Genomic DNA, 26,252 nt, shown 5'->3' with positions numbered 1-26,252 from the left:
AATGGCAGGATTAAATGGTGGTGGCACAAGTGTTATTGTGCGTTTGGAAATACATAAAGAACTGGTCACTTTTGGGAAAATTGCTACAGCTATTGGAGATGCGGGCGGAGATATCGTCGCGATTGATGTGACGCGGGCTAGTAAAACAACAACAACGCGTGATATTACGGTTAAAGTTAACGATCCAGAGCATACCGAAGCGATTGTTAAAGTATTGAATGGTATTCAAGGGGTTCGGTTAATCAACGTATCGGACCAAACGTTCCTCATGCATTTGGGCGGCAAGATTGAAGTCACCCCGAAGATACCGATTAAAAATCGGGACGATTTGTCCCGTGTATATACGCCAGGGGTTGCCCGGGTTTGTATGGCAATTCATGAAGACCCGGCTAAAGCACATTCGTTAACGATTAAACGGAATACGGTTGCCGTTGTGTCGGATGGCTCAGCGGTTCTGGGCCTAGGCAATATTGGTCCGGAAGCGGCGATGCCGGTGATGGAAGGGAAGGCCATGCTGTTCAAGCAGATGGCGGGTGTTGATGCGTTTCCGATTTGTTTGGACACACAGGATACCGAAGAAATCATTCGTACTGTGAAAGCGATCGCACCGGCATTCGGTGGGATAAATTTAGAAGACATTTCATCGCCTCGTTGCTTTGAAATTGAAGAAAGATTAATCAAAGAACTGGATATTCCAGTTTTCCACGACGATCAGCACGGAACGGCGGTTGTTATTCTCGCCGGGTTGTTGAACGCAGTTAAGCTGGTAGGCAAGCAGTTGAGTGAATGTAAGGTAGTCATCACGGGCATCGGAGCTGCGGGGATTGCTTGTACAAAGATGCTTCTGGCTGCTGGAGTCACCAATGTCATAGGTGTAGATCGACAAGGCGCAATCGTTCGCGGAGAAAGCTATTCGAATTCGGCTTGGGGATGGTATGCAGACAATACAAATCCTTCTTTACAAAGCGGCACTTTGTCTGATGTAATTGCAGACGCTGATATTTTCATCGGTCTTTCCGGTCCAGGTGTTCTTAAGGTTGATGATGTGAAGAGAATGGCCGCTGACCCGATTGTATTCGCAATGGCAAATCCAACCCCGGAGATTACCCCGGAGGAAGCGGAGCCTTATGTTCGTGTAATGGCAACAGGCCGGTCAGATTATCCGAATCAAATTAATAATGTTCTTTGCTTCCCAGGGATTTTCCGCGGTGTGCTGGATTGCAGAGCTTCGCGAATCACCCAAGAAATGAAGCTGGCCGCGGCCAAAGCCATCGCATCGGTCGTGAATGAAGATGAGCTGAACGAATATTACATTATTCCAAGTGTGTTCAACCATGCTGTTGTTGAGAAGGTGCGAGAAGCTGTTATGGAAGCCGCCTATGAATCTGGTGTGGCTCGCCGGCGCAACCAACGTGATCTTCACGATGCTAATCACGAATAAACCGTTGTAACGCAGCAATGGACGTACAAAAAAACCTTGCACAAGCAGTTGAAGATCTCAACTTGCTTGGCAAGGTTTTTTTGCTATTGTTGTTCTTCTGTCCACTCTTTTAACTTACGATCCGAAGGGAGGAGGAAAGTCAGGATGCCAAGGAGCGGCAGAAACGCACATAATTCCATAACGCGCGTTGTGCCTATCGCATCGCAGAGATTTCCAAGAACGACACTCCCGATACCGCCCATTCCAAAAGCTAGACCTGTAATGAGGCCAGAAACCGTCCCCACCTTCCCAGGGAACAACATTTGGGCATAGACAACGGTAACTGAGAAGCTGGATAACAGTATTATGCCAATCAGTACAAGTAAGATGTATGCCCAAGTGATCGTCACGTGCGGTAAGAGCAAAGCAAACGGTGCTGAACCCAGCATAGAAAAGAAAATGACATTGCGTCTACCGAAGCGGTCTGCAAGCGGGCCGCCAAAAAATGTCCCAACGGCTCCAGCCGCGAGGAACAAGAAGATAAAGTCCTGCGCACGGTCGATCGACATGCCGTAGGTATCCTGCAAGAAAAAAGCGAAGTAGCCGCTCATCGCAGCGCCATACCAAGAACGGACGAAAACAAGAAAGATAAGTAAGCAAATGGCGAACATGACTTGCTTGCGTCGCTGCGGACTGACGGTGCGTTGTGCGATTGCTTTTGACATAACCGGTGTGGCCCGCAGCACGGTTTTATACCAACCCGCGATATAAAGCTGTACGGCGATAGCTATCGCGGCAACACCCGTGAACCAAATGGAACCGAATAATCCAAGTGGAATGAAAATCCATTTGGTCATTATCGGGGCCAGGGATTGGCCGGCGTTACCGCCAACCTGGAAGATGGATTGAGCTAGACCTTTGCGTCCTCCGGCGGCCATATGAGATACACGAGATCCCTCCGGGTGAAAGGCGGCTGAGCCAAGGCCTACAAAGCATACAGACAATAATACAACCCAATAGGAATGGGCAAAGGCGAGAAGCAGCATCCCCATAAGGGTGGAAGCCATTCCAATCGGCAGCATATAAGGGGATGGCTTGCGATCCGTATACAAGCCGACAACGGGCTGCATTATGGAAGCTGTAAAATTAATGGCGAACTGGACCCAACCAATCTGTGTATAGCTTAAGCCCATCTCGCTTTTCAGTATGGGAAAGATTGCAGGAATGACAGATTGAATTGAATCGTTGAGCAAGTGGACAAGACCAATTGCGAATAGAATGCGATAAACGGTAGGCTTGATGTCTCCGGTGCCATGTAAGCTCTTGGAGCTAGGATCTGGAGATGTTGTAACGGCTGCCATGATTTTCTCCTCTCATGATCTCAGTTTCCTTTATTTCTCTAGGAAACGGCCGAGGTCTTCTCCCATTTTTACTTTAGAACCAAGCTGCAGATCTGGACGAGGTTCAAACATATCATCTTCAAAAAGAAGAACGACAGTTGAGCCAAATTCAAAGTATGCCAGTTCTTGACCACGTTCAAGCGTTTTGGGAAGAGGCTTTACATATTGAATTGAGCTAACATTCAGTGCGCCGACCTTAACAACAGCAACTTCGCCTGCATGATGCTGAATAAATGTGATTAACCGTTCGTTACGACTAAGTACTCTAGGCATATGCCGTAGTCCGAATTCATTCACAGGATATACTTTTCCAAGTACATGTTCTTTTTCAAGAATTTCGCCATTAATTGGCGAATGAATGCGGTGATAGTCTGTAGGACTGAGGTACAGAACGAAATAGAAGCCATTTTTATAGTTGACCGTACGAGGTGATCGATTAAGCAGCTCTTCGATCGTATAGTCTTGGCCTTTGACATTTACTATTAAGCCTTCTTTAATGTCGCCGATGCCTGTAATCATGGCGTCAACAGGACTAACTACGCGAGTTAAGTCTTCGTGGATCGGACGTAATCCGGGCTTCAATCTGCGTGTGAAAAAATCATTTAAGGACTTATAATCTTTTACATGCTTTTCAGCATCTTCGACACGTATACCGTAGGTTTGGGCAAAACGTGGAATGAAAATCCGGCTTGCTTTGGATCTGGCAAAAGCACCTGTCACTTGTGATACCCATTTGCGTGACGACAGTTCCGTTAGCAATCGAAAAAACGGTTTTGACATAGAATAACTCCTGTTCATTCGTGGTTAGTAGAGACTTTGATCAAAGATCTTTTCATGCTTAGAGACTTTGATCAAGATCAAAGATCCCTATAAATGGTTCTTCGCTAATCTTGCCACAGAAAGATAAAAGAATCAATTGTCGAATTGTGAAGGAACTGAAAGGTAGGGGCACTAAAAAACAGCCTAACGGCTGTTTGGCGTGGAATATGCTAGCTTATAATCCCCGCAGGTATGGCAGGCAGCGAGGTTAACAGAGATGGGAACTGAGGAGCCGGCGAACTTAATACACTGGACAGGGGTTCGTGAGGAATGATCAGAAATACTCGCACAGGACTTGCACCTTGCGATTTGCTCAAAAGCGGCATCCAGGGTCTGCGAATACTGTATGGCGATATTCTTTTTCATTGACGGACCTCTTTTCCTTGTGATGGATATAAGTCGGGTCCTTGCAGGAAAAGAAAATGTAAACGCTTCATTTTCAATATCAATCATATCATAAAATGGAACAATATGTAATTGGTATTTACAATAAGGAAACCGTCAATGCTGATGAAGAGGTGAAATGAGATATGTCCATTATAATTACAATTTTCATCCTTCTGATTCCGCCTTGCATGCTGATCAGTGCTTGGCTGTTTGCAGCATTCCGAGTAGTGTATCATGCGCTAGCTGTGGGATGTGCGTATCTGTTTGGAATCATCAGCGCGCTCGCTGTTTATGAGACTTTAAGGGATGAGACCGTATTTATGACGAATATTCACGGCATTTTCAAAAATGACTTATTCCTGTTTAGTGGAGCTTACTTAGGGTGTTATGGGATTTATTTAATCCTGTTTTGGATGCTGAGGGAGCTAAGAAGTAATGATTAAGTCATACAACAATTATACGTGGACTAACGTTAAGAGGATAGGATTGAAAGTGAAGGAAGGTGAAGATGTGAACCGAAGTATACCTATGTTAATCAGAGGCACTGTGTGTGCAGCTGCGCTCTCATTATTAATGACGGGTTGTTTATCTCATCAAGGAGATAATCCATCACCCACAGTACCAACACCATCACCATCACCATCAACTGCTCCGACACCTTCGAGTGTGGTAGCTGCACCGACACCGCTCCCAACAAGTGACGACAGAGCGATGACGCTGGAAGAAAAGTTAGGACAGATGATTATAACGGGCATCGATGAGTATAGTATGAATGTACATGCGCGCGAGCTTATTGAAACCTATCACGTCGGCGGCATTATTTTATACAAACCGAATGTGAAAAATACGAGCCAGCTGGTAGGTCTGGTAAATGAATTGAAAGAGACAAATGCTGTAAATAAGCTTCCACTTTGGTTAGGTGTTGATGAAGAAGGCGGAAGAGTGACACGGCTGCCGGATGAGATTACGAAAACACCGACTAGTAAGGAAGTCGGGAAAACGGGGAGTACGAAATTAGCCTATAATATTGGCCATTTGCTTGGGAAAGAATTGAACGCCTATGGCTTGAACATGGATTTCGCTCCGGATCTTGATGTCAATAGCAATCCCAATAATCCGGTCATTGGAGATCGTTCATTTGGATCTAACGCTTCTATTGTAAGCTCTTTTGGTATTCCAATGATGAACGGACTGCAGGATCAGCAGGTCGTCCCTGTGGTGAAGCATTTTCCGGGTCATGGCGATACGTCGGTGGATTCGCATATTGGACTGCCGATCGTTCAGAATGATCTTGCCCGCTTGCGTAAGCTGGAGCTAATCCCGTTCGCGGAAGCCATCAAGCATCAGGCCGATGCTATCATGGTTGCCCATATTCTGCTGCCTAAAATAGACGCCAATAATCCAGCTTCGATGTCGAGAAAAATAATGACCGACTTATTGCGAAAGGAAATGGGCTTTCAGGGGCTAATTATGACCGATGATATGACGATGGGAGCCATCATCAAGAACTATGATTTAGGTGAGTCAGCCGTGAAGTCAGTTCTTGCGGGGGCGAATATCGTTATGGTCGGACACGACTACGAAAAGACCATAAAAGTAATTACAGCGCTGCGAGAAGCCGTTAAATCAGGGAGAATTCCGATGGAAACGATAGACCAAAGTGTGCGTCAAGTCATGAAGGTGAAACAGAAATATCAACTAGATGATCATCCGATTAAAGTTCCTGATATCAATAAACTAAACGCTGAAGTGCGCGATGTACTTGGTGCCAACAGCAAATAAATAACACCGTTCCTACGCGTATATGCGCAAGGCACGGTGTTATTTTTTTCGCTATTAAAGCGGTGGGGTGCCTCCGTCTAATAAGAATTTGGCATAGGCAATAGGGTTATAATAGGTGGCTTTCCATTCTTCCATCATATTAGCTTCCCTGAAGCTATACCGTTGATCTTTACTATTGCATTCAATGAACAACGGATATCCGTCGCATGTAATCCCAACATCAAGTCCAAGATCAGCCAAATGGGGGAGTTTCATGCTTAAAAACTTGGCGACTCGAAGTGTAAAATCTGTAATTTGCGCAAACACGGCAGATTGATCCAGAGACGGATACTCGGCTGTTAGAATATCGGTCAGTGTTCGTACTTCGCCACCCTGAGCGACATTGGTCACGAAGAGCTTGCGTGAAGCGACTTTGGCTACGATACCTGTCACTCCCCATTCGCCGAAAGCCCCGCGTTGAACAGAGATACGCAAATCGAATGGACGCCCGTCAAAAGTAGCCAGAGGTAAGCGCTGCTGCAAGATATAGCCACGGTTATGAATTTTGCGTAGCAGGGTCAAGGGAAGTTGTCTTCTAAAGCTAAGCTGACGCCATATTTTGTTGCTGATTCTTAATGTAGCTGGATAAATAAGCTGCCAACCGTTAGGAACTCGATCCATCTTCATAACGCCGCGTCCGATGCTAGAGTTCGTCTGTTTAATAATGATAGAATCGTAGGCACTCATCATGATTTTCATATTTTTCATGGTGGCTGGATAAGTACCAGGCAGATGAGGTCTAATGAGCTCATCCTGTAGAAGAAATTGGTGGATTTGCAGTTTGCTGTACCTATTCCAACGGTTGAATACATGAATGCCATGCTGTGTCCAGCTTTCCAGTTCCTCATAAGAAGCATGATCTAAGTAAATTGCTCGGTTATGAATGACTTTGGGCATTTCGATCCATTCTCGGATATATTGACTCCCTTTTTGAATATATGCATGGACCTTCATCGTATCGATTCGTACATCTTGCATGCGGAAGTAGCAGGGAGTGATGCCATATTCCTTGCCTGCATCACTGTAATATTGAATGGCTTCATATTTTGTATTCCCCAGGGGAATGCCTGTGTACAAGGAATTGTTGACTAAAATACCCACATAGGGATTTACCATCTACTTCACTCCTTAGAGTTTTTCGCCAGAAAAACTGGCTTCGAAAGATTATGCTTAGAGTTTTTCGCCAGAAAGCTTTCAGTGTAAGTTATGCTTTATTTTTCATTGAAAGATAGCGGCTCCAATACAGCTTATGGAAAAGTAAAGCAGCTTGTTTGTACGGATGCTGATACTTTCCCGAAGAAGCGGGACGAATACCCAAACTTTGCCTTTATATCCGCATATGTATAGAAGAAGGCGATACATTGAAAGGGGGAATTACATGTGAGTCAGAGATCCATGCGTGTTGTAATCGTTACGCCGGGTTCATTTCCCGTACCTTCAGGAATTAGCAGCTCAGTTGAACAAGTTGTGCAGAAAACAGCCGAGCACCTAGTGAAGCGAATGCCGGTTTATGTGCTAGGGAGGAAAACGTCCTATCAACCGATGCGTGAAGTTCGAGGTGGAAGTACTTATATAAGAGTCCGTTATGAAAGCCCCCTATCCTATATATCCGCCATTAGTCAACAGATCGCAAATCTTAAGCCTGCTATCATTCAAGTTGAAAATCGACCGCACTTCGTAAGATACTTGCGAAAGCGTTATCCAAGATGCGTAATAAGTCTGGTGTTGCATTCTAATTTGTTTATTTCCAAGCCTCATATCTCAAGTAAACAATTAACAGAATGCTTAGCCGCGACTGATGTCATTATCGTAAATAGTGATTATTTGAAACAGTCCGTACGGGATAAGGTCCCGTCTGTTGCTCATAAAATTGTTACCCAACATCTGGGAGTGGACGTTTCCCGATTCACATCGAGATGGTCTCCAGAGGGGAGTGAATCTCGCAGAAAACTGCTTCAAAAGCTAGGCTACGAGAATCGTAAGATCATTCTATTCGTCGGTCGCCTAATTCCGAAAAAAGGCGTGCACCACCTTTTGAAAGCGATGCAGACCATTATAGAAACGGAACCGAACACGGTTTTAGTTCTGGTTGGAAGCGCCTTTTACGGATCTCGCCGATTAACTGAATATGTGAAAAGGTTGTACAGAGAAGGCAGTACGATGCCGCAGCATGTACGGTTTATACCTTATGTCTCTCATTTAGACATTCCAAAATGGTATCACATCGCTGATGTCGTAACAGTCCCATCTGAAGAGGGAGAAGCTTTTGGATTAGTTAACGTAGAGGCAATGGCTTCCGGTATACCTGTAGTGGCAACACGCTCAGGAGGCATTCAGGAGGTTATTGCTGATGGGACTGTAGGCTATTTAATTGATTTTGAAGGCTTAGAAGCGGATCTTCCTCGATATTTACTGCGATTGTTAGAAAATGAAGAGCTCAGGCGGGCCATGGGGGAGCTGGGTATTCAAAGAGTTAATCAGTTATTTACATGGGAAAAGGCAGCCGAGGTGCGGTACGACTTATACAAAAGCATGTTGGGGAAATAACTATTTACCTAGGTATGCGCACATTTTTTCGGGCTAACGTACATCTCTTTCCAAGCTTGAATATGTTACAAGTGACTAATTCTTGGAGAAATGGAGAGGAGTCTATGAGTAAGCGTAAGAGCACCAGAGTAAGGCCTTATGTGCAAAAAGTGAACTCCAGCACGAATGAGCTTAAATGGCTCGATGATAGTGAACCATCACCTGCTTCAGTTAAGCAGGAGAAAGTGGAAACGAGTCAAAAGGCTGCTCTGAATGACACGCAACCGCAACCGCAGACGCAGACGCAACCGCAACCGCAGACGCAACCGCAGACGCAACCGCAGACGCAACCGCAATCCAAAGGAACTATTAAAGTCCCATTAGGTGATTCAGGCAAACCGAATAAACAAGTGATAAGTCTCTCTAATACATCGACACCTGCGCCCCCGCTGTTATTGCTTTCTGAACGTAAAACAGGTAAATTCGTAAACCCAGTTGTTTACACAGATGATATTGTTGAAGAAGCGGTAACTTGGGAGAAAATCGCCAATCGTTCCGTTGATGAGAGTAAAATCAAGCCACAAAGTATAGGCACCAAGGTCATTAAGGATTTTGCTATTGAGCATTCGAAGCTGGCGCCAGGGAGTGTAACAAGAGAAAAAATTGCAAACCATATTATTCACGATGAGCATATCGCTCCGCTAAGCATCACAGGCGACAAAATTCAGGATCACACGATTCATGGAAGCAAGCTGCTTGATAACAGCATTACGGCGGAAAAGCTAGCCGATCATACAATTGATTCCTTAAAGCTTGCGGACGGTTCCATTCTCCCGCAGCATTTATCAGAACTTGTGATTACGAGTGAGCTCATTGATAACCAATCGATTACAGCAGAAAAAATTCGTAGCGGCTCCGTACACGCTAAGCATTTGTCCAATTATAGTATCGACACCGCCAAACTGATGGATGCATCCATCACAACGGATAAGTTAAGAGATCAAGCCGTAACGGAAGAGAAAATTGCCAATGCAAGCATTTGCTCCGTTCATTTCCAGCCTAAAGTTATTTTCAACGAGCATTTAGCCGATGGAAGCGTACAGAGCCGAAGCATAGCACCAAGTCAGATTGAAGCAACACATATTGCTGATGGAGCGATAGAAGGCTACCACCTGGAAAATAACTCTATTACATGGGATAAATTAGCACCATTTGCAATCACAGAGGAAAAGCTAGCCAATCAAGCCGTGACTAATCAGAAAATCGCCCCTCAATCCATTGAAGCCAAGCATTTGTTGAATACTTCTATCCAAGCAGAGCATATTGCTGATGGTTCAATTAGAACCTCGCACATTGCATCAAGCGCCATACAGGCCGAACATATCGCTGACAGCGCCATCTATACGAATCTGATTCTGGATGGATCGATTACCTCAGCCAAATTAGCTGATCATACAGTAGAAGATAAGCATATTCGCCCGAAAGCGATACAAAACATTCATCTCGCAGACAATGTCATCTCCAACTCGAAGCTGCAGGATGAATCGGTTACATCGGTTAAATTAGTTGAAAATGCAATAGAAGAAAAGCATATTCGCCCGAAAGCGATACAAAACATTCATCTCGCAGACAATGTCATTTCTAATTCGAAGATACAGGACGAATCGATTACATCGGCCAAACTGGCAGAAAATGCAATTGAAGAATGGCACATTTCTCAACAAGCGATCCAGAACGAACATCTTTCCGATCATGTGATCTCCAATTCAAAGCTACAAGATGAATCGATCACCTCATCGAAACTGGTTGAGAGTTCGATTGAGGGAAAACATATCCGTCAGCAAGTGATTCAGAATTGGCATTTGGCAGATAGCATTATTTCTAGTTCGAAGCTTCAAGCTGAGTCCATTACATCAAGCAAGTTGGCTGACAGCATCATAGAAGAAAGACATATTAGCGAGAATGCCATCAAGAACACACATCTTGCCGATAGTGTTATCTCTGGCTCTAAACTCGAAGAGGGAGCCGTGACGACAGAGAAATTATCGGATGGCAGTGTAGATGCATCGAAACTGAAGGAAGAAAGTGTGACGTCCGATAAGATAGCAGCAAACACGATCACTACCGATCATTTGCAGCCGGGTATCATTGGCAGTGAGCATTTGACAGACGGAGCCATACTAGGCATACACGTTTCACAGGGTACTATTGGTACGGTACATCTCCAAAATGCAGTCATTACCAGTGATAAACTGGGCTTAGGTGTTATTCGCTCCAAGCATGTTGGGAATCGTGCGATTGGCGATGAACAGATCAAACAGTCGGCTATTCATCGTGAGCATATCGCTGAGGAAGCTATTACAACACAACATCTGCAAGATCAGACCATTACTACGAGCAAAATTGCTGAAGAAGCAGTGACAAGTACCAAAATCGCGTCTATGTCAATCGAAACACGTCATCTGCAAGAAAGTATTATTGAAGGCACTCACATTAAGGCAGGTTCGATTTCATCGGAGCACTTGGCCCAAGGCTCGATTACACTTGGCATTTTTGCAGATCGGAGCTTAGACGGCACGAAGCTTACCGAGCAATCCATAACAACAGAGACGCTTGCACAAGGAGCAGTAACGGAAGAAAAGCTGGCTAACGGCTCGGTTAGCATGCAGCATCTGCAGGCCGGATCTGTCTCTGCTTGGATTCTGCAGGATCATGCGGTAACAACTGGCAAACTAGAAGAGAACGCAGTTACAGAATCCAAATTAGTTGATTCCAGTGTAACGAGTCGAAAGATTTCTAGCAGAGCTGTTCATAGCGAGCATATCGCGGATGGTGCCATAACAGCAGCAAAGCTTGCGAATGAAAGTATCCATGGGAGTAAACTGGTTGCCGGCGCGCTTAGCTCGAGGCATTTAGCCGATGGTGCGATCAGCAGCGCTAAGCTGGCAGTACGCGCAGTAAACAGTGAACATCTCGCTGATGGTGCTGTGAGCAATGCTAAGCTAGCGAAGGAAAGTGTCGATAGCACGAAGCTGACAACAGGTGCTGTCATGAATGTGAATCTGGCTGACGGTTCTGTGAGCGGAGCGAAGCTTGGACTAGGCGTTATTAGTAACGAGCACCTGGCTGCTAGTGCTGTAGAAAACGATAACCTCGCTGCGAATTCAGTGGACGGCAGCAAACTGGTGCTTGGAGCCGTAAGCAATTATCATCTTGCGGATAGCGCAGTATATGGCGCGAAACTAGCAACGGGCAGCGTGGATAGCAGCAAGCTGACTGCTGGTGCAGTGAATAACGAGCATTTATCGGATGGAGCTGTTGATGGAGCCAAACTGGCTTCAGGCAGTGTGGATAGCAGTAAGCTGATCTCAAGCGCCATCCAACGTGAACATCTTGCGGACAGCGCAGTTGATGCCAGCAAGTTGGCTGAGGGTGCTGTATTCCGAAACCATCTGGTCGAAGGTATCGTGAATGAGTCAAAGCTGGCAGATAGCAGTGTAGTAAGCAGCAAGCTAGCACTTGGTGCTGTGAACACGGATCATCTTGTTGATGGAGCGATAAGCGGAAAGAAGCTGGCACCCGGAAGTGTAGACAGCAGCAAGCTGGTGTCAGGTGCTATAAATAGTGATCATATCGCAGCAGGAGCGGTGAACGGAACAAAGCTGGCCCTGGGAAGCGTGGATGGCAGCAAACTAATCGATGGTGCAATCAGTAACGAACATCTGGGTATTGGCGTAGTTACAAGCGCGAAGCTGGGAACTGGAAGTGTAGATGGCAGTAAGCTGGTGGCTGGTGCAGTGAGCAGCTATCATCTCGCAGACGGTGCGGTGGATGCTTCGAAGCTGGCAGCTGGCAGTGTGGATGGTAACAAGCTGACAGCAGGCTCGGTTAACGGCAGTCATATCGTGGATGGCTCGATCGATAGTAGTAAATTGGCTGCAAATAGTGTAGACAGCAGTAAATTATCCCCAGGAGCCGTGATGGGCGACCATTTAGCAGATGGTGCATTGTTCGGCGCAAAACTGGCTGCAGGCAGTATTGATGGCAGTAAGCTGGCATCAGGGGCAATCAGCAGCTATCACTTATCGGCTAGCAGCGTGGATGGCAGTAAGCTGGCAGCTGGTGCAGTGAGCAGCGTCCATCTTGCGGAAGGCGCTGTGGACGGATCGAGGCTATCCATAGATAGCGTTGACGGCACTAAACTGAAAGCAGGTGCCGTTAGCGGTGTGCATTTGGCCGACGCCGCGGTGAATGAAACGAAGCTGGCTGCAGGCAGCGTGGATGGCAGTAAGCTGGCAGCTGGTGCAGTGAGCAGCGTTCATCTTGCGGAAGGCGCTGTGGACGGATCGAAGCTATCCATAGATAGTATTGACGGCACTAAACTGAAAGCAGGTGCTGTTAGCGATGTGCATCTGGCCGACGGCGCTGTGAGCGGAACGAAGCTGGCTTCAGGCAGTGTGGACGGCAGTAAGCTGGCAAGTGGTACAGTAGGTGGCTGGCATCTGGCTGTCGGTTCCGTTGATGCAACGAAGCTGGCAGCAGGCAGTGTGGATGGCAGTAAATTGACGATAGGAAGTGTAGACAGCAGTAAATTGACAGCAGGCGCAGTCAGCAGCTGGCATCTAGCGGACGGAGCTGTGGACGGTAGCAAGCTGAGTGTTGGTGCTGTGAGCAGCGATCATCTCGCGGAAGGCGCTGTGGACGGCTCAAAACTTACTTCAGGTAGTGTAGACAGCAGTAAGTTGGCTATTGGTGCCGTAAGCAGTGAGCACCTGTCGGAAGGGGCAATATCCGGCGGCAAGCTAGCGACAGGCAGTATAGATGGAAGTAAACTGGCATACGGATCAATCAGCAGCTATCATCTGGCTCCAAGCAGTGTAGACGCAAGTAAATTGACTGCTGGAGCGGTTAGCAGTGAGCACCTGGCTGCAGGCAGTGTGGATGAGACTAAGCTGAGCTTCAAGTCGATACAGCTTTCTGCTGTGAAACCTGCATCTGTTCAACAATTTGGTCTGGTTCCTTTTGAATTTAAGGTGCTCGACGAAATCGTGGAAGTAAACATTGTATTTGACGAACCATATGCGGATGTAAATTATGTTCTGACAGCTACAGCTAGCCATCCATCCTGTTATGCAGTTATTAAACAAAAGCAGACGGATTCCGCACAATTGTCAGTCGTGCGAGCACGGTTCTCGCCGGATGTTTATGGCATTATTAACTGGATTTCTGTAGGATCAAGAGCATAGTAATCTGCTAGAAAAGGATCGTGCCACTGCGCATGATCCTTTTGTGCGCTTGGACAAATACCGTTTCAAAACATATGAGTATTTCATAGAATATCAAATCAATTCGTTAGAATGAAATCAGCAACAAGGTGAGGGAGGTGAAAAGCCAATGGCTTTGGAAAAGGAGATCATGGAGAAAGTGAAACAAATCCGTGTATGGAAACCGCCCTACAACATCAAGATTGACAATCCGACAACTTTCAGATTATTGGGAGCAGGCAAGCAAGGTGTAGTTTTCCAGATTGATGATGAGCGCTGCGTAAAAATATATTTCGAGAATGAAAGCCCGATAAAGGAATTGAATGCCTTACAATTGGGCGGCAAGGCCGGCATTTGTCCGAAAGTATTTTTTTGGGGCACCAACTATATTGTGATGGAATATTTGAAGGTCCCTTCTCTGTTGGATTATTTGCAAAATTACCCTTTGACAAAAGACTTGTGCAGAAGAATCATTCATTTATTAGACACTTTCGAACAGTTGGGATTTAATCGTTTCGACCACGCAACGCGTCATATTTATGTTCTGCCCGGCGAAGGAATGAAGGCAATAGACGTAGTCCATGTGATTAAGAAAGAGCCCGTCTGGCTGCCGAAAAAGTTGATCAAAGGCATGGGAGAAGAAGCGGAACTATTTCTTGATTTTGTCAAGGAACTCAGCCCGAAATGGTACGAACGCTGGACTAACCATCCAAACTTCGAGTCGCTGATGGAAAGTATGAAGAAAAAAAGATAGAGACTAAAAAGGTTCTTCAGCTTATTGAAGAACCTTTTATTATTTGCCCGTATGCGAAGAACAATTGGTTTATTAGTGGGTAAGCGTTTCATCTGGGGGGAGACTCAGACTGGGCAGTCTCTTTTTTGATTGGATCAGATATTCAGCAAGAGCTTCTTTTTCCTGATCACACACTTCCCAATCTCTAGGAATGGAGCGTACGATTTGATGTATCGTTTGGTCAGGTACTTTCATAATCTTATCAATATATGCAGCAATCTCTTCTTCTCCTTGAAGCATAGAGAAGAACCGACTGTGCACTTTCCTCCAACTAGTAGCCATGTTAGGAATCGTCTCTTTGAGTGATTCTATTGTCCAAGATGATTTTCCAAAGACATGGCCATGATCGATCATAAAGCAATGATACTCTCCATTGGGCAGGAGTTTAAGAAGTACGTTACTTCTGTTACGGTCGTAGTTTCCGATCCAATAATCAAATGCGATGACTCCGGCCAATTTGTCGCGATTGCTTATTTTGATTTCATATAGTTGATCTAACGGAAGGAATACTTTCAGAACCGAACTGTCCTTAATATATAAACTTGCCAACTGATAACCCGATTGAAAGTTATGTTCGATCAGCGTGGGATTCTCATTGATGAATTTTTTTGCTATATATACAAGACGAAAAGGAACCACCGGCAGGGAAAGCAGCAGCGCCAGTTTTCCGGCAACATATTCGTTGACCAAAACTCTCGTTCCCGATTTATTATTTTTAAATTTCACGACATATTCGTTACCGTTGTTAAAACGGATTAATTGCGGTTTGGAACGTCCTTTCGGCAACTGAAGCAAATGAAGAAGGGGCTTCAAATAACGTGACATTTGGAAAGATCACTCCTCATTTTTTTTCTCCACATATGTGATGAAATCCGGTTGACTGCTCCATATTCTAAATAAAGCACCGTCGATTTCCTTCACATATTGCAAGAAGGTACCGAATTGATTTCCCATTCCTTTGATCATTTTTTTCGGAAATAGAGGATTTTTATCAAGATTGGTTTTGATATTTATTGCCCTAAGACTGCCGTCCGGAAGCAAGAAAATATCTTCCAGAGCTTGATTGCTGCTAACACCCGCTTCCTCTAGGTCATCCAGAAGTTGGATAAGGCGTTCAGTCAGTTCCTTGGTCAAAGTATTAGCTTCCAAATATTGGGCAATTGTAGGTGCCTTAATAAGTTCTGTGACCAGAAAATTCGGACCCCAATCGTACACATTGGGACTTATTCCTCTCTCTGCTCCCAATTGCATGATGCGATACTCCTGTTCCGCCTCGCCTTTTTTGGCATAGATTTTAATGCTGCGGTTCGCATCAAGGCGAAAGACGGCGTATTTCTCATGACAATACAATAAGGTAAGGTCTGTTGGATTATCTACTTCGACCAGTCCGTCTTCATCGGTTCCAGGTCTGATTGCAGTAATTTTATTAATTTCTTTGATCAGATTTGCTTCTTTTATTTTTATCCATTCATTGATTAAATGACGAATCATCTGCAGTGCCCCCTTGATATGCTTATTTGTTAATAAGATATGTAGACGGCAAGTAATAGAAACGGCTTTTGTCATCGTCATTTTACCGCGACCCTATTTTTTATACTGAATAATATACCAAGAGAGCCTGTGGAAATATGTCAAAAGGGGGATCCGTATGAGGCTTTATTTTATTCATGGTCATGAAAGGCAAAAAGAAGTAATCCTGTTTATACACATAGACAAAACAGCCGGACAAACATTAACTAAAATAATTGAGGATCAATATCATATAAGTGAAGTTTATAAGCTGAAAAAACCATTCACGTTAGAAACATTATTAAACGAAATTTCAAAAGCAAAAGCATCAAAAATCGGTTGTTATTTTGAACATTTGGAAGCCTATTTAAACCAAGTTCCGAAGGGGGATACAAATATTAATTGTATTTACGGACACATCTACTTTGGGGCTCATCGTTTTTTAAATAAACCGTACACCTATATAACAATGCTTCGGGAACCAATTGACCGGGTGATTTCACACTATTATTATTTGCAAGGCAAAAATCATTTTAAAACAAATACCAGCTTTGAAGATTTTATTAGCGATAATTTAAACAGAAACGTGCAGACTCAATATATCTCTGGACAATTTACACCCAAAGATACACCTGATATCCAAAAGGCTAAAGAAAATATAGATAAATATTTTTCCATTGTCGGCATAACGGAAATGTTTGACGAATCTTTATTTTTAATGAAAAAACAATTTGGCTGGCAAGATATTAACTACTCCAAAAAAAACGTAACGGTAAATCGTCCTTCAAGAGATCAGCTGTCCAAAGAAATCATTGATTTAGTTAAGAGACATAATGAACTGGATATCGAGTTATATGATTATGCCAGAAATATGCTGGAGCAGAAAATTCATACTTTAGACGATCAATCCAAACAAGAACTTCATTTTTTTATTCAAAATCAACAAAATCAGACGCATTGATAACACTTACCTATTTTTTTTTTTTATAGTCGCATTACCGTACCCTCATTCTTTATTTTGAATAATATAAATTATTGGGTTTACTAGGAGGGCTGTAAATATGAATGAAAAGCTAATGCCGCATTTTATTATCATTGGAGCTATGAAATGCGGGACATCTACACTGTATAGAAATTTAGTAGAGCTTCCATATATCACTCCTGCTATAAAAAAAGAAGTACATTACTTTGATAAAAAATATGAGCTGGGTCCTGATTGGTATCGAGATCATTTTCCATTGTTATCGGACTATAAGGAGAATTATGTAACAGGTGAGGCGAGTCCTCGTTATATCATCCACCCCGATGTTCCAAAGAGAGTTTTCGAGACAATGCCTCAGGTGAAACTAATCGCGTTATTAAGAAATCCCGTAGACAGGGCTTATTCCCACTACCACCATATGGCGAGGAAAGGGAAGGAAACTCTTTCTTTTATAGACGCTATAGCAAAAGAAGAGGAAGAATTTAACAAAAAGAGGAAGAAAACGCTTGAAAATTATAAAACGCTTAGCACCTCCTATTTGACTAGGGGGATTTATGCGGATCAATTAAAACGTTGGATGAATTATTTCCCTAAAGAACAGTTTTTGATCGTAAAAAGCGAGGATTTCTTTGCTGACCCGCTAACAGGCTTCAAACAGGTAACCGACTTTCTGAACTTGCCAAACTGGGAATTAACAGATCATAAACAATGGAATGTCGGCAGCTACTCAAAGATGGAAGATCATCTAAGAAAACGTTTAACGGATTTTTTTAGACCGCATAACCAGAGATTATATAAATATTTGGGGAGAGATTTTGGTTGGGAAAAAGAATAACTTTTAGTGTCATTAAGAGATGGAAAGGGGATAAACATGAGAATTTTTTTTGTTAATCATAATGAAAATGAGAGTGAAAAGGAATTGCTTATTTTTTTACATGTACCTAAAACAGGTGGACAAACCTTAGGTAGAATCATTGATGAACAATATCATATAAGTGAAATTATTAAGGTGAAAGATCCACAAACGGTAGAAACATTATTAAACGAAATACCAAATGAGAAAGTAACCAAAATCGGTTGTTATGTGGAACATCTGGAAACCTATTTTCAACAAGTTCCCAAGGGAGACGAACATATAAATTGTATTTACGGTCACATGTACTTTGGTATGCATCGCTATTTGTCAAAACCGTATACCTATATGACAATGCTTCGTGAACCCATTGATCGAGTGATTTCACATTATTATTATTTTCTTGGAAAAAATCATTTTAAAACAGACACAAGTTTTGAAGAATTTATTACCAAACCAAAGTTTTTTAATTTCCAGACCCGTTATTTATCCGGAGGAAATATACCTGATTTGCAACTAGCCAAAGAAAATATCCATAACCATTTTTCAATTGTAGGCATAACAGAAATGTTCGATGAATCTTTATTTTTGATGAAGAAACAATTTGGTTGGGAACATATAAATTACGCAAAGAAAAACGTAACGGCTAGTCGTCCTGCAAAAGAGCAGATATCCAAAGTTTTCATCGATTTAATAGTGAAACATAACGAAATAGACATTGAATTATATCACTACGCGAAAAATCTTTTGGAGCTGAAAATTCAAGCTCTGGATCATCCATCCAAACAAGAACTACATGATTATATTCGAATTCAGCAAAATGGCGTGTAAAGAACATTGTAGCTCCAGGAAAAAGCTCGGATCAATGAGTTTTTTTCTGGAGCCTTTGTTTTATGCGGACTCCTCAGGTGTCCAAGCGTTCCCTTTGATGAAACGCTAGATAGCCTGAAATCTACATGATTTCAGGCTATCTGGCTAGGAGTATTTAAATTTAGGCGTCCTTGTTATTTTGGCTTTTCCGCTTTTCTTGCTAACATGTCAGCTTTCTGTCTTGCTCTTAGTGCATCTTTTTCCTGCCTAAAAGTTGCCTTTGCAGTTTGCTTTTGAAGTTTCCATTCTTTCAATGCTGCTTTTTTGGCTGTTTTTGCATTTAATTTTTGTTCTTTCATTTCAAATTTCAATACTTTTTCTTTAGCCATGTTTCTCCCTCCATTCGTTAAAGATAATTTATTTAATTCAAAAGAACATGAAATGGATACGGACATGTGTAATGGTAGAATAACAAAATTTTAATGTTTCATAGATTAGGGCCTTATACAGCGTGACAATCGTTGATTTTCTATTAAACTAGATGCTAGTTTAACACCATAGCTTTTCTATGCGCATTAAATAGTAGAATAGAAATTTAAAATGAAGGTGGATTATGTGATCAGAAAACAGGTGATGTTAGTGGATTTAACCAAAGTTTTAGAGTCAGGTTATTATGATCTTCATATGCATACTACTGCGTCCGACGGTATTTACTCTCCTAGAGAGCTCGTGCAAAAGGCTCATGCCGCCGAGTTAAGGACCATTGCGATAACAGACCACGATACGATTGAAGGAATCAAGGAAGCTCAGCAAGCAGGACTGGAATTCGGAGTCAACGTGATCGCTGGAGTCGAATTAAGTACGAAATATAAAGGCATGAGTGTCGATATACTCGGTTACAATGTGATCGCCTGTTCCGAATTCAACGAGACCTTGGCCCGTATGCGAGAGGGCAGAGAGCAGCGGGCATGGCGTATTGTCCAAAAATTCGTGGAATTGGGAATGCCCATCACTATGGATGATGTGAAAGAATTCAGCAAGGGAAGTGTCATTGCCAGGCCTCATATTGCCATGACTGTCGTTAAGAAGGGATATGTATCGGATTACCAAACCGTGTTTGACGAATATCTGGCGGACGGAAAACCCTGTGCCATGGATAAACTGATTATTTCCCCTCAGGAGGGGATTGATCTCATTCACCGGACGGGCGGCATAGCTGTATTAGCTCATCCATTGTTACTCAGCAACGATGAAATCATACGTGAATTAATGCAGTTCCCTTTCGACGGAATAGAAGTTTGGCACCGGAAACATAACAAAGACGATAATACCCGTTATCAACATATCGCACATGAGTTTCATCTTATCATGACAGGTGGTTCAGATTTTCATAACGATGATCATCAATTGGGAGAATTCGGTTTGGAATGGAAGGAGGAAGCATAGTGGAAGCAAAATCGGAACATATTGTTTGGCAGCATACAAAAGTAGAAAAAGAAGACCGTCATAAAATAAATGGACATAAAAGCTGCGTCCTGTGGTTTACCGGTTTGTCCGGGGCGGGCAAATCGACGCTGGCGGCTCAGATGGAGATGGAACTGTTTAACCGACAGATCAGGTGCTTTATATTAGATGGAGACAATCTCCGTCATGGATTAAATATAAATTTGTCTTTCAGTCCGGAGGATCGGACAGAAAATATCCGACGGATTGGAGAAGTATCCAAGTTATTTGTAGAAGCGGGCCTGATCACGCTCGTGGCCACTATTTCTCCTTATCGGGCAGACCGTGCCATCGTCCGCTCCCTTTTTACAGAAGGAGAATTTATCGAGATCTACGTAAAGTGCACGATAGAAGAGTGTGAGCGAAGAGATCCGAAGGGATTATATAAGAAGTCCAAAACGGGAGAAATTCAAAACTTTACAGGCATAACCGCCCCCTATGAAGCTCCTTTAAGTCCGGAAATTATGATCGAAAGCGATAATCTTTCGGTAAGTGAAGCGGTGGGAAAAATCCTATGTTATTTACAGGGAAAAGGCTATCTTGAGCAGGACCGGTGAAAGCGCATGGGTATATGACCAAATCATTTGGGCCCTCTAGGTTAACAGTGAAAAAGAGGCCATCCGTCAGGATGGAATAAAAACTGTTTATCGGAGGGTTTTATATGAGTGTATTCCCTATTATTACCATAATGGCAAAATAAAACTAGTTAGTAGATGACCGCCGTTTCTCTTCTAATATAAGTTTCATATTTTATATCATAGTCAAATTTATTGAGAACATGTAAAAGCCTTTCCGCAGTTTCCGCAACAAATGATGACGAGTGAGAAAGCAGGTTGATTTATATGAAAGTTGCTATGATCGGCTGGGAATATCCTCCGCTGTTTTCAGGGGGACTCGGTGTTCACTGCCAGGCGATTGTCCGTGAGTTGACAGGCTTGGGGATTCATATTGATTTTTATCTTCCCTCAGATGGACAAACAAAATTCGATATACCTGAGCGGATGGCGTTGTATAGAGTGGAATTACCGCATTCTTCTTCTGCTTATAACACTGGCGTCACGTGGGAAGCGGTACAACAATTCCGCTCACTGCTTGAAGAATCTTTCATACCGGATGGGATCGATATCATTCACGCACATGATTGGATGGGAGTTTTCGCAGCAACACGTATTTCTAGGATCCATAACATTCCACTGATCTGGACGGTGCACTCTACCGAATCCGACCGGGCGGCAGGTATGTTGCCTCATGCCGGAATATTAGCGATCGAACAAGAAGCATTTCGCAATGTAAATCACACAATCACAGTTTCCAAGCGTACGAAACAATATCTCGTCGACTATTATCATGCCGATCCAGCAAAAACAACGGTAATCTATAACGGTCTTGATGCGGCTCCTTTTAAACAGATGTCCAATCGGGATTATCAGCAAAATGCCGGGCATATCCTTTTTCTCGGCAGGGTAACCGACCAAAAGGGACCGGGAAATTTCTTGGAGGCTGCCCGAATGGTTCTCGCTGAAACCAATGTCCGATTTATGATTGCAGGCGATGGGGATTTGCTGAGCATTCTGCGTCGCCGGGCGCGAAGATGGCGGATTGACGATCGCATCGAATTTACGGGAAATGTGCTTGGGGATCAATGGCTGAACTGCTATAGAAATGCCATCATGTTTGTTTTGCCGGCCGTATCTGAACCGTTTGGAATTACTGTTTTAGAAGCCATGGCCGCCGGTTTACCGACAATCATTTCTACTGCTACCGGTGCTGGGGAAATAGTCAAGAATACTTTGAAGGTTGAACCGAACAATCCGAAGGAGCTGGCGCAAACCATCCTAGTCCTGCTCAATAATCATCACCTTAGACGAACTTTTGGACAAAACGGAGCCCAGGAAGCGCTCCGTTGGACATGGAAACGCGTCGCTCTTCATACTCAATCCCTATATCAAGAGGTATTGAGAAATAAATGAGGAATGGAGCATATACGAATGGTTAACGATGAACAACTGCCGATTCCCCCTTTAGAACAGATCACATCTGCCTATGAAGCAAGTCCTACAGGCGACTGCAGGCGTATATTAACGTCCACACTCGTTTCATCTACTGCAAAAATGCGTAAGTTTATTTTGGAATATAGCATGGCTTATACTAATCAACAAGGTGAAGAAGCCCTGGAAATCGTAGTTGGAAAGCTCTATTCAAATGGAGAGAAGGGGCTCGCCAGCTATCAATTGATGCAATATGTATGGGATCGCGGAATGGGAACGGACCCGTATTATAGAATCATTCGACCCATTGCTTATTTAGAGACCTGGCAATTGCTCCTGATGTCACAAGCACCGGGGAGAACATTGCATGAGTGTATCCATGCAGGCACAGATGTCAAGCAAGCAGCTTTTCTTGCAGCCAATTGGCTCTCTCGCCTGCATTCGATCCCCCCTGCCAATATTCAAAAAAACGAACGAACGAGGGCGAACGCCAATATCAACCGTTTTGTAAAAGATCTTGAAATCGCGGTTCCGAACAAATTATCAGATATTCAATCCATTTATAACGGCTTACTTACAAAATCTGCAATGAAGTGGACGGGCCACCCAGTATTACTTCACGGTGATTTTCATCCAAATAACGTATTTCTCGATGGACATCGTGTCTACGCGATTGACTTCGACCATCATTTCGCGGGAGATCCCGCTTGGGATGTGGCTTATCTCGCTTGTCAAATTCAGTTAAGCGGTTTTTTTAAGCAAAGGGATTTTCATTATTTCGATCCCGTAGTAAGGCATCTCATAGATAGTTATCTTGACTTTCATCCTTTTTATGACCGCCAATCGTTTCTTGATCGGCTGTTCCTGTACCGAGCCAATTCGTTGTTTGAGAGCCTGCACTATCATTTATGTGTATTAAAAGATGGCACCCTCGACATCGTTGACGTATTTCTGGGCGAATGTGAGCAAGCCCTGCAAGGGAAGGGATTCGGTTGAAAGATTCCCGAGTCCCTTTTGCTATCGTCCATCATGCGAATCAGTACTTAATTACAAACGGTTACCCCAACCGGGCGGGACTTGCCGAGATTGTCGGTCCCCCAGATGCTTCTGCCGGCTTACGTGCGGTGCTTGAGCTTCACTCCGTAAATGACATCCCTCTTCACCTCCACATCAGCGGTACATTGATAGAAGCCTGTGCTTGGTTCGAGCCCCGTTTTCTTGAAGAAATCGCTGAAATGCGGGAGTCTGGACTATTAGAAGTAATCGGATCTTCTTATTCGCAAAACATTATGCCGCTGTTTGACCGTGAACATAACCGATACCAAATACAGGAGGAGCTCAGCCTAATTGAAGATTGGCTGGGTGTACATCCTTCTGAGGTGACCGGCTTCTGGGTACCCGAACGTGTTTGGAATACGGAACGGCTTAGTCCCGTACTTACTGACACAACTCTAGCAAACAAGGGTTTTCACTACATTTTGGGAGACGACCGATTATTTGTTGCAAAATGGAGACGACACCAATTCGACCAAAGCTGCGGTTTTAGGCCTGAGCTTTTTGAGGCCCATTATATCCGACGCGGAAACGGCCTTATTGCCCTGCCGTTGTCAGGAGAAATTCGCCTAAATATCCCTTTGGAGACGGATCAGCAGCAGTATAAGCTTGATTTTCTCATGTCCCAATTGGGTAAGGAGATACGCAGTGGCAGGGATGTCATCGCTATTTACGGTGACGACATGGAAAAGGCAGCAGGTGTGCCCCCATGGAATCCACAAGCAGTCAACCATTATCGGCGATTTCTTCAATGGCTCGTAAGCAGTCAGGGTATTCAACCTGTCTTGCTAAATCAGTGGTTGAGCCGCCATACAATCCGCCCCCCTCGCTCCCTTGAGCCGGGTACTTACCGGGAACTGGCCGTGCAATTCGGAGCCGGTGAAGATTATATGGGATGGGCGGGATCACCGATTTGGATGCCGTACCAGAACATGATTAAGCAAGCTTGGGACAGACTAAAGCTGCTTTCATCTCAATGCGATATAGCACCTACATTACTTGATTTGGCCCGTAAACACTTGTTGGCCAGCACTTATGAAACAGGCTGGCACGATGCCCCAAACAGTATTCACACTGACCCCAATCAAGATATGACACGAGAAGACTCGATAGGCTCTCCCGCCCCTTGGGCTCGTACCCTTGCAAGTCACGCCCGTACGAGCTATATATTAATGGAAGCGGCAAAATGGGGGGCGGATCCGGATACGAAAGGGAAAGCTCTCGTTTCCATAAAAGATTTGGACGTTGACGGGAATGAGGAAGTTATCCTGCGCAACGAGGTATTCGCAGCAATCATTACTCCCCGCTTTGGCGGACGCATCGTCTATGTATTTCACTTCAAAGATAATGACGGTGTTCTTGTCGTAGGTAATCCTTCGGACGACTGGAACTGGTTGGAGCAACTCAACGATTTTATGGATGTTCCACGGAATCACCCCGGTGCTTTAGCCGATTATGGCTTCGAACATGATCGTTACGAGACGATTTCACTGCAAACAAAACCGGATGGTGAGGTGGAATTGGTCATTGTCAATCGAGAGCCAAACAGCCCGGCCTACGGCTTGATAAAACGATTTACGCTTGCAAAGGGCAGAAGCAGTATCGGCATCCGTTATGAACAAATTCCGCTTACCCAGCTTCCCCTTTGCCTTGATATTGGGCTTTCCCCTGACTACTTGCGTCTGCTGCGCGAGGGCCGGCAAGCAATCGTTCCCTTCGAGGACGGGGATAAACGGGGATTTCGTACAGACCGTATATTTGCCTGGGTTCGTCCGGTTTCAGTCGCCGTAAGTTGGAATATCCCGCGCAGTCCGATATTCGGTCACGGCTTTTGCCTTGCACTTGGTATTACCTCTTCTACCGTTTCATTCGAGATAGGGGTTGATGAGTTCAATTCCAATTAACAATAAAATTCGGTATATGGTCCGCATTTGAGGACAAGAGACTATTTTTCACCTTCACTGCTATTCGTCCATGTTTCGCGCTAGTTATATGCATAGTATGAAACAGGAATCCTTGATGCTTTGAAGGAGTGAGTCTCTGATGAAAGTTGTGATTATGGCTGGAGGTAAAGGATTGCGGTTTTGGCCACGAAGCGTAGAATCGAAACCTAAGCAATTCTTGGAGCTGACCTCCCACGAGAGCATGCTCCAACAAACTTACCATAGATTTCTTAAGCATGTAGACATGGCGGATATATACGTTGTTGCAGGATCATCTTATATACCTTTGATCCGTGAGCAGTTGCCGCACTTAGATCCGAGCCGTTTGATAGTGGAGCCTGAACAGAGGGACACAGGACCGTGCATGGCATTAACTGCACGTTTTTTTTTACAGCAAAATATGGATGATGTGTTAGTAACGGCACCTTCGGATCAGTATATTCCAGATGATAAAGCTTTAATGAAGGCATTGTTGGAAGCGGAATGGCTAGCGAAGAAGAAAGAATCGATTATTACTTTAGGTATTGTACCCACACGTCCCGAGACAGGCTACGGGTATATACGCGCAGCTTCTGAGACTATAGTAGGCCAAGTCAAACGTGTATTGAATTTCGTTGAGAAACCGGGTGAGCAGCAAGCTCGCGAATTGATTCTTGAGCCTGACACGTATTGGAACAGCGGTATTTTTGTTTGGAAACCATCCACGATTGATTATTATATGAAGCTGTATCAAAGAGACATGTGGAATAAGCTTTGGTTATCGGGTGAGCCCTTAGAAACGGTTTACGCAACTCTACCCAAACTATCCGTTGATTACGCCATTCTGGAAAAAGCGGAGACGGTGTACATGATACCGGTCCATTTTGTTTGGGACGACGTTGGCTCCTGGGTGGCATTGGAAAGGGTATTCCCTAAAGATGATCAGGGAAATCTGATGTTTGGCGAGGTTTATCCACTTCGTGCAAACAACTCGATTATCTATGCGGAAAATCAGAAAGTGATTGCGATTGGCGTGGATGATCTGATCATCGTTTCCACGAAAGACGGATTGCTCGTTTGCCGGAAATCGGAGGAGCAGAATATCAAAATCGCCATAAACATGATGGAATCATCAATGTTTAAATCCATGTAGGACAAACGCCAAATTTCCAAGGCATCTGGTTAACGGTCTATATGGGCTT

The 26,252-nt window shown here is 44.0% G+C and carries 21 protein-coding genes; 15 read left to right on the top strand and 6 right to left on the bottom strand.

The features are described from left to right. Nucleotide 1: 1 nt before the first annotated feature. The gene (locus BLT91_RS10520; protein WP_090820474.1) at nt 2-1,441 is read left to right on the top strand and encodes an NAD-dependent malic enzyme; all 1,440 of its coding nucleotides are present in this window, start codon (nt 2-4) and stop codon (nt 1,439-1,441) included. Nucleotides 1,442-1,524: 83 nt separating this feature from the next. Here the strand turns inward: BLT91_RS10520 and BLT91_RS10515 are convergent, their stop codons facing one another. Together BLT91_RS10515 and asd are read right to left on the bottom strand one after the other, a co-directional pair. Continuing rightward, nucleotides 1,525-2,781, bottom strand: coding sequence for an MFS transporter (locus BLT91_RS10515; RefSeq protein WP_090820472.1), 1,257 nt, complete (start codon nt 2,779-2,781; stop codon nt 1,525-1,527). 30 nt (nt 2,782-2,811) lie between these two features. Further along, nucleotides 2,812-3,600 carry an archaetidylserine decarboxylase gene (gene asd / locus BLT91_RS10510; protein ID WP_090820470.1) on the bottom strand — a complete coding sequence of 263 codons (789 nt, stop codon included), beginning with the start codon at nt 3,598-3,600 and terminating at the stop codon, nt 2,812-2,814. Between the two features lie 569 nt (nt 3,601-4,169). Here asd and BLT91_RS10505 point away from each other — a divergent pair. Both BLT91_RS10505 and nagZ read left to right on the top strand, forming a co-directional pair. Beyond that, nucleotides 4,170-4,469, top strand: coding sequence for a hypothetical protein (locus tag BLT91_RS10505; protein ID WP_090820469.1), 300 nt, complete (start codon nt 4,170-4,172; stop codon nt 4,467-4,469). Continuing rightward, entirely contained in the window at nt 4,462-5,808 is a 1,347-nt protein-coding gene (nagZ, locus tag BLT91_RS10500; RefSeq protein ID WP_090820467.1) for a beta-N-acetylhexosaminidase, read from the top strand. Before BLT91_RS10505 ends, nagZ begins: the two co-directional genes overlap by 8 nt. A 54-nt stretch (nt 5,809-5,862) precedes the next feature. Here the strand turns inward: nagZ and BLT91_RS10495 are convergent, their stop codons facing one another. After that, nucleotides 5,863-6,963, bottom strand: a complete 1,101-nt coding sequence (locus BLT91_RS10495; protein ID WP_090820465.1) for a YheC/YheD family endospore coat-associated protein — start codon at nt 6,961-6,963, stop codon at nt 5,863-5,865. Nucleotides 6,964-7,227: 264 nt separating this feature from the next. Here BLT91_RS10495 and BLT91_RS10490 point away from each other — a divergent pair, with 264 nt between their 5' ends. The 3 genes from BLT91_RS10490 (at nt 7,228) to BLT91_RS10480 (ending at nt 14,391) form a co-directional block, all read left to right on the top strand. Continuing rightward, nucleotides 7,228-8,394, top strand: coding sequence for a glycosyltransferase family 4 protein (locus BLT91_RS10490; RefSeq protein ID WP_254776875.1), 1,167 nt, complete (start codon nt 7,228-7,230; stop codon nt 8,392-8,394). Nucleotides 8,395-8,498: 104 nt separating this feature from the next. Then, entirely contained in the window at nt 8,499-13,619 is a 5,121-nt protein-coding gene (locus BLT91_RS10485) for a WIAG-tail domain (protein ID WP_175532217.1), read from the top strand. Nucleotides 13,620-13,767: 148 nt separating this feature from the next. Further along, on the top strand, nt 13,768-14,391 hold the full coding sequence (locus BLT91_RS10480) for a hypothetical protein (protein WP_090820461.1): 624 nt from the start codon (nt 13,768-13,770) through the stop codon (nt 14,389-14,391). A 72-nt stretch (nt 14,392-14,463) separates the two neighbouring features. Here the strand turns inward: BLT91_RS10480 and BLT91_RS10475 are convergent, their stop codons facing one another. Both BLT91_RS10475 and BLT91_RS10470 read right to left on the bottom strand, forming a co-directional pair. Beyond that, the gene (locus BLT91_RS10475; RefSeq protein WP_090820459.1) at nt 14,464-15,255 is read right to left on the bottom strand and encodes a HipA family kinase; all 792 of its coding nucleotides are present in this window, start codon (nt 15,253-15,255) and stop codon (nt 14,464-14,466) included. Between the two features lie 9 nt (nt 15,256-15,264). Further along, complete coding sequence (locus BLT91_RS10470) at nt 15,265-15,921, bottom strand: hypothetical protein (RefSeq protein ID WP_090820457.1); 657 nt, start codon at nt 15,919-15,921, stop codon at nt 15,265-15,267. Nucleotides 15,922-16,078: 157 nt separating this feature from the next. Between BLT91_RS10470 and BLT91_RS10465 the strand changes: the two genes are divergently transcribed. The 3 genes from BLT91_RS10465 (at nt 16,079) to BLT91_RS10455 (ending at nt 18,605) form a co-directional block, all read left to right on the top strand. Then, nucleotides 16,079-16,900 (top strand): sulfotransferase family 2 domain-containing protein, encoded by an 822-nt coding sequence (locus BLT91_RS10465; RefSeq protein ID WP_090820455.1) that lies wholly within the window; start codon nt 16,079-16,081, stop codon nt 16,898-16,900. Between the two features lie 100 nt (nt 16,901-17,000). Beyond that, complete coding sequence (locus tag BLT91_RS10460; RefSeq protein ID WP_217635204.1) at nt 17,001-17,756, top strand: sulfotransferase domain-containing protein; 756 nt, start codon at nt 17,001-17,003, stop codon at nt 17,754-17,756. 6 nt (nt 17,757-17,762) lie between these two features. Beyond that, entirely contained in the window at nt 17,763-18,605 is an 843-nt protein-coding gene (locus BLT91_RS10455) for a sulfotransferase family 2 domain-containing protein (RefSeq protein WP_217635203.1), read from the top strand. A gap of 173 nt (nt 18,606-18,778) precedes the next feature. Here BLT91_RS10455 and BLT91_RS10450 read toward each other — a convergent pair whose 3' ends face one another. After that, nucleotides 18,779-18,973, bottom strand: coding sequence for a hypothetical protein (locus tag BLT91_RS10450; protein WP_090820451.1), 195 nt, complete (start codon nt 18,971-18,973; stop codon nt 18,779-18,781). 226 nt (nt 18,974-19,199) lie between these two features. On the opposite strand from BLT91_RS10450, the gene BLT91_RS10445 reads away from it, so the two are divergent. From BLT91_RS10445 to BLT91_RS10420, 6 genes are all read left to right on the top strand, one after another. Next, the gene (locus tag BLT91_RS10445; protein WP_254776874.1) at nt 19,200-20,030 is read left to right on the top strand and encodes a PHP domain-containing protein; all 831 of its coding nucleotides are present in this window, start codon (nt 19,200-19,202) and stop codon (nt 20,028-20,030) included. Continuing rightward, nucleotides 20,030-20,644: an adenylyl-sulfate kinase gene (gene cysC / locus BLT91_RS10440; protein WP_254776873.1), complete on the top strand. Its 615-nt coding sequence runs from the start codon at nt 20,030-20,032 to the stop codon at nt 20,642-20,644. The genes BLT91_RS10445 and cysC overlap by 1 nt, the downstream gene beginning before the upstream one ends. A 285-nt stretch (nt 20,645-20,929) precedes the next feature. Next, complete coding sequence (locus BLT91_RS10435) at nt 20,930-22,057, top strand: glycosyltransferase family 4 protein (protein WP_090820447.1); 1,128 nt, start codon at nt 20,930-20,932, stop codon at nt 22,055-22,057. A gap of 18 nt (nt 22,058-22,075) precedes the next feature. Next, nucleotides 22,076-23,071, top strand: coding sequence for a phosphotransferase family protein (locus tag BLT91_RS10430; protein ID WP_175532216.1), 996 nt, complete (start codon nt 22,076-22,078; stop codon nt 23,069-23,071). Next, nucleotides 23,068-25,032 (top strand): hypothetical protein, encoded by a 1,965-nt coding sequence (locus tag BLT91_RS10425; RefSeq protein ID WP_175532215.1) that lies wholly within the window; start codon nt 23,068-23,070, stop codon nt 25,030-25,032. Before BLT91_RS10430 ends, BLT91_RS10425 begins: the two co-directional genes overlap by 4 nt. A 139-nt stretch (nt 25,033-25,171) precedes the next feature. After that, complete coding sequence (locus BLT91_RS10420; RefSeq protein ID WP_090820441.1) at nt 25,172-26,203, top strand: mannose-1-phosphate guanylyltransferase; 1,032 nt, start codon at nt 25,172-25,174, stop codon at nt 26,201-26,203. Nucleotides 26,204-26,252 lie beyond the last annotated feature (49 nt).

The sequence above is a fragment of the Paenibacillus sp. yr247 genome (genome assembly GCF_900103825.1).
Lineage (GTDB): Bacteria > Bacillota > Bacilli > Paenibacillales > NBRC-103111 > Paenibacillus_E.
This window is presented reverse-complemented; position numbering and strand designations above follow the sequence as displayed.

Bases quoted from the DNA above. Each gene is read 5' to 3' on its own strand.
- BLT91_RS10470 (WP_090820457.1), bottom strand. From the start codon at position 15,921: ATGATTCGTCATTTAATCAATGAATGGATAAAAATAAAAGAAGCAAAT.
- BLT91_RS10495 (WP_090820465.1), bottom strand. From the start codon at position 6,963: ATGGTAAATCCCTATGTGGGTATTTTAGTCAACAATTCCTTGTACACA.
- nagZ (WP_090820467.1), top strand. From the start codon at position 4,462: ATGATTAAGTCATACAACAATTATACGTGGACTAACGTTAAGAGGATA.
- BLT91_RS10475 (WP_090820459.1), bottom strand. From the start codon at position 15,255: ATGTCACGTTATTTGAAGCCCCTTCTTCATTTGCTTCAGTTGCCGAAA.
- BLT91_RS10420 (WP_090820441.1), top strand. From the start codon at position 25,172: ATGAAAGTTGTGATTATGGCTGGAGGTAAAGGATTGCGGTTTTGGCCA.
- BLT91_RS10460 (WP_217635204.1), top strand. From the start codon at position 17,001: ATGAATGAAAAGCTAATGCCGCATTTTATTATCATTGGAGCTATGAAA.
- BLT91_RS10465 (WP_090820455.1), top strand. From the start codon at position 16,079: ATGAGGCTTTATTTTATTCATGGTCATGAAAGGCAAAAAGAAGTAATC.
- BLT91_RS10450 (WP_090820451.1), bottom strand. From the start codon at position 18,973: ATGGCTAAAGAAAAAGTATTGAAATTTGAAATGAAAGAACAAAAATTA.
- BLT91_RS10430 (WP_175532216.1), top strand. From the start codon at position 22,076: ATGGTTAACGATGAACAACTGCCGATTCCCCCTTTAGAACAGATCACA.
- BLT91_RS10515 (WP_090820472.1), bottom strand. From the start codon at position 2,781: ATGGCAGCCGTTACAACATCTCCAGATCCTAGCTCCAAGAGCTTACAT.
- BLT91_RS10480 (WP_090820461.1), top strand. From the start codon at position 13,768: ATGGCTTTGGAAAAGGAGATCATGGAGAAAGTGAAACAAATCCGTGTA.
- BLT91_RS10485 (WP_175532217.1), top strand. From the start codon at position 8,499: ATGAGTAAGCGTAAGAGCACCAGAGTAAGGCCTTATGTGCAAAAAGTG.
- BLT91_RS10505 (WP_090820469.1), top strand. From the start codon at position 4,170: ATGTCCATTATAATTACAATTTTCATCCTTCTGATTCCGCCTTGCATG.
- BLT91_RS10520 (WP_090820474.1), top strand. From the start codon at position 2: ATGGCAGGATTAAATGGTGGTGGCACAAGTGTTATTGTGCGTTTGGAA.
- BLT91_RS10435 (WP_090820447.1), top strand. From the start codon at position 20,930: ATGAAAGTTGCTATGATCGGCTGGGAATATCCTCCGCTGTTTTCAGGG.
- asd (WP_090820470.1), bottom strand. From the start codon at position 3,600: ATGTCAAAACCGTTTTTTCGATTGCTAACGGAACTGTCGTCACGCAAA.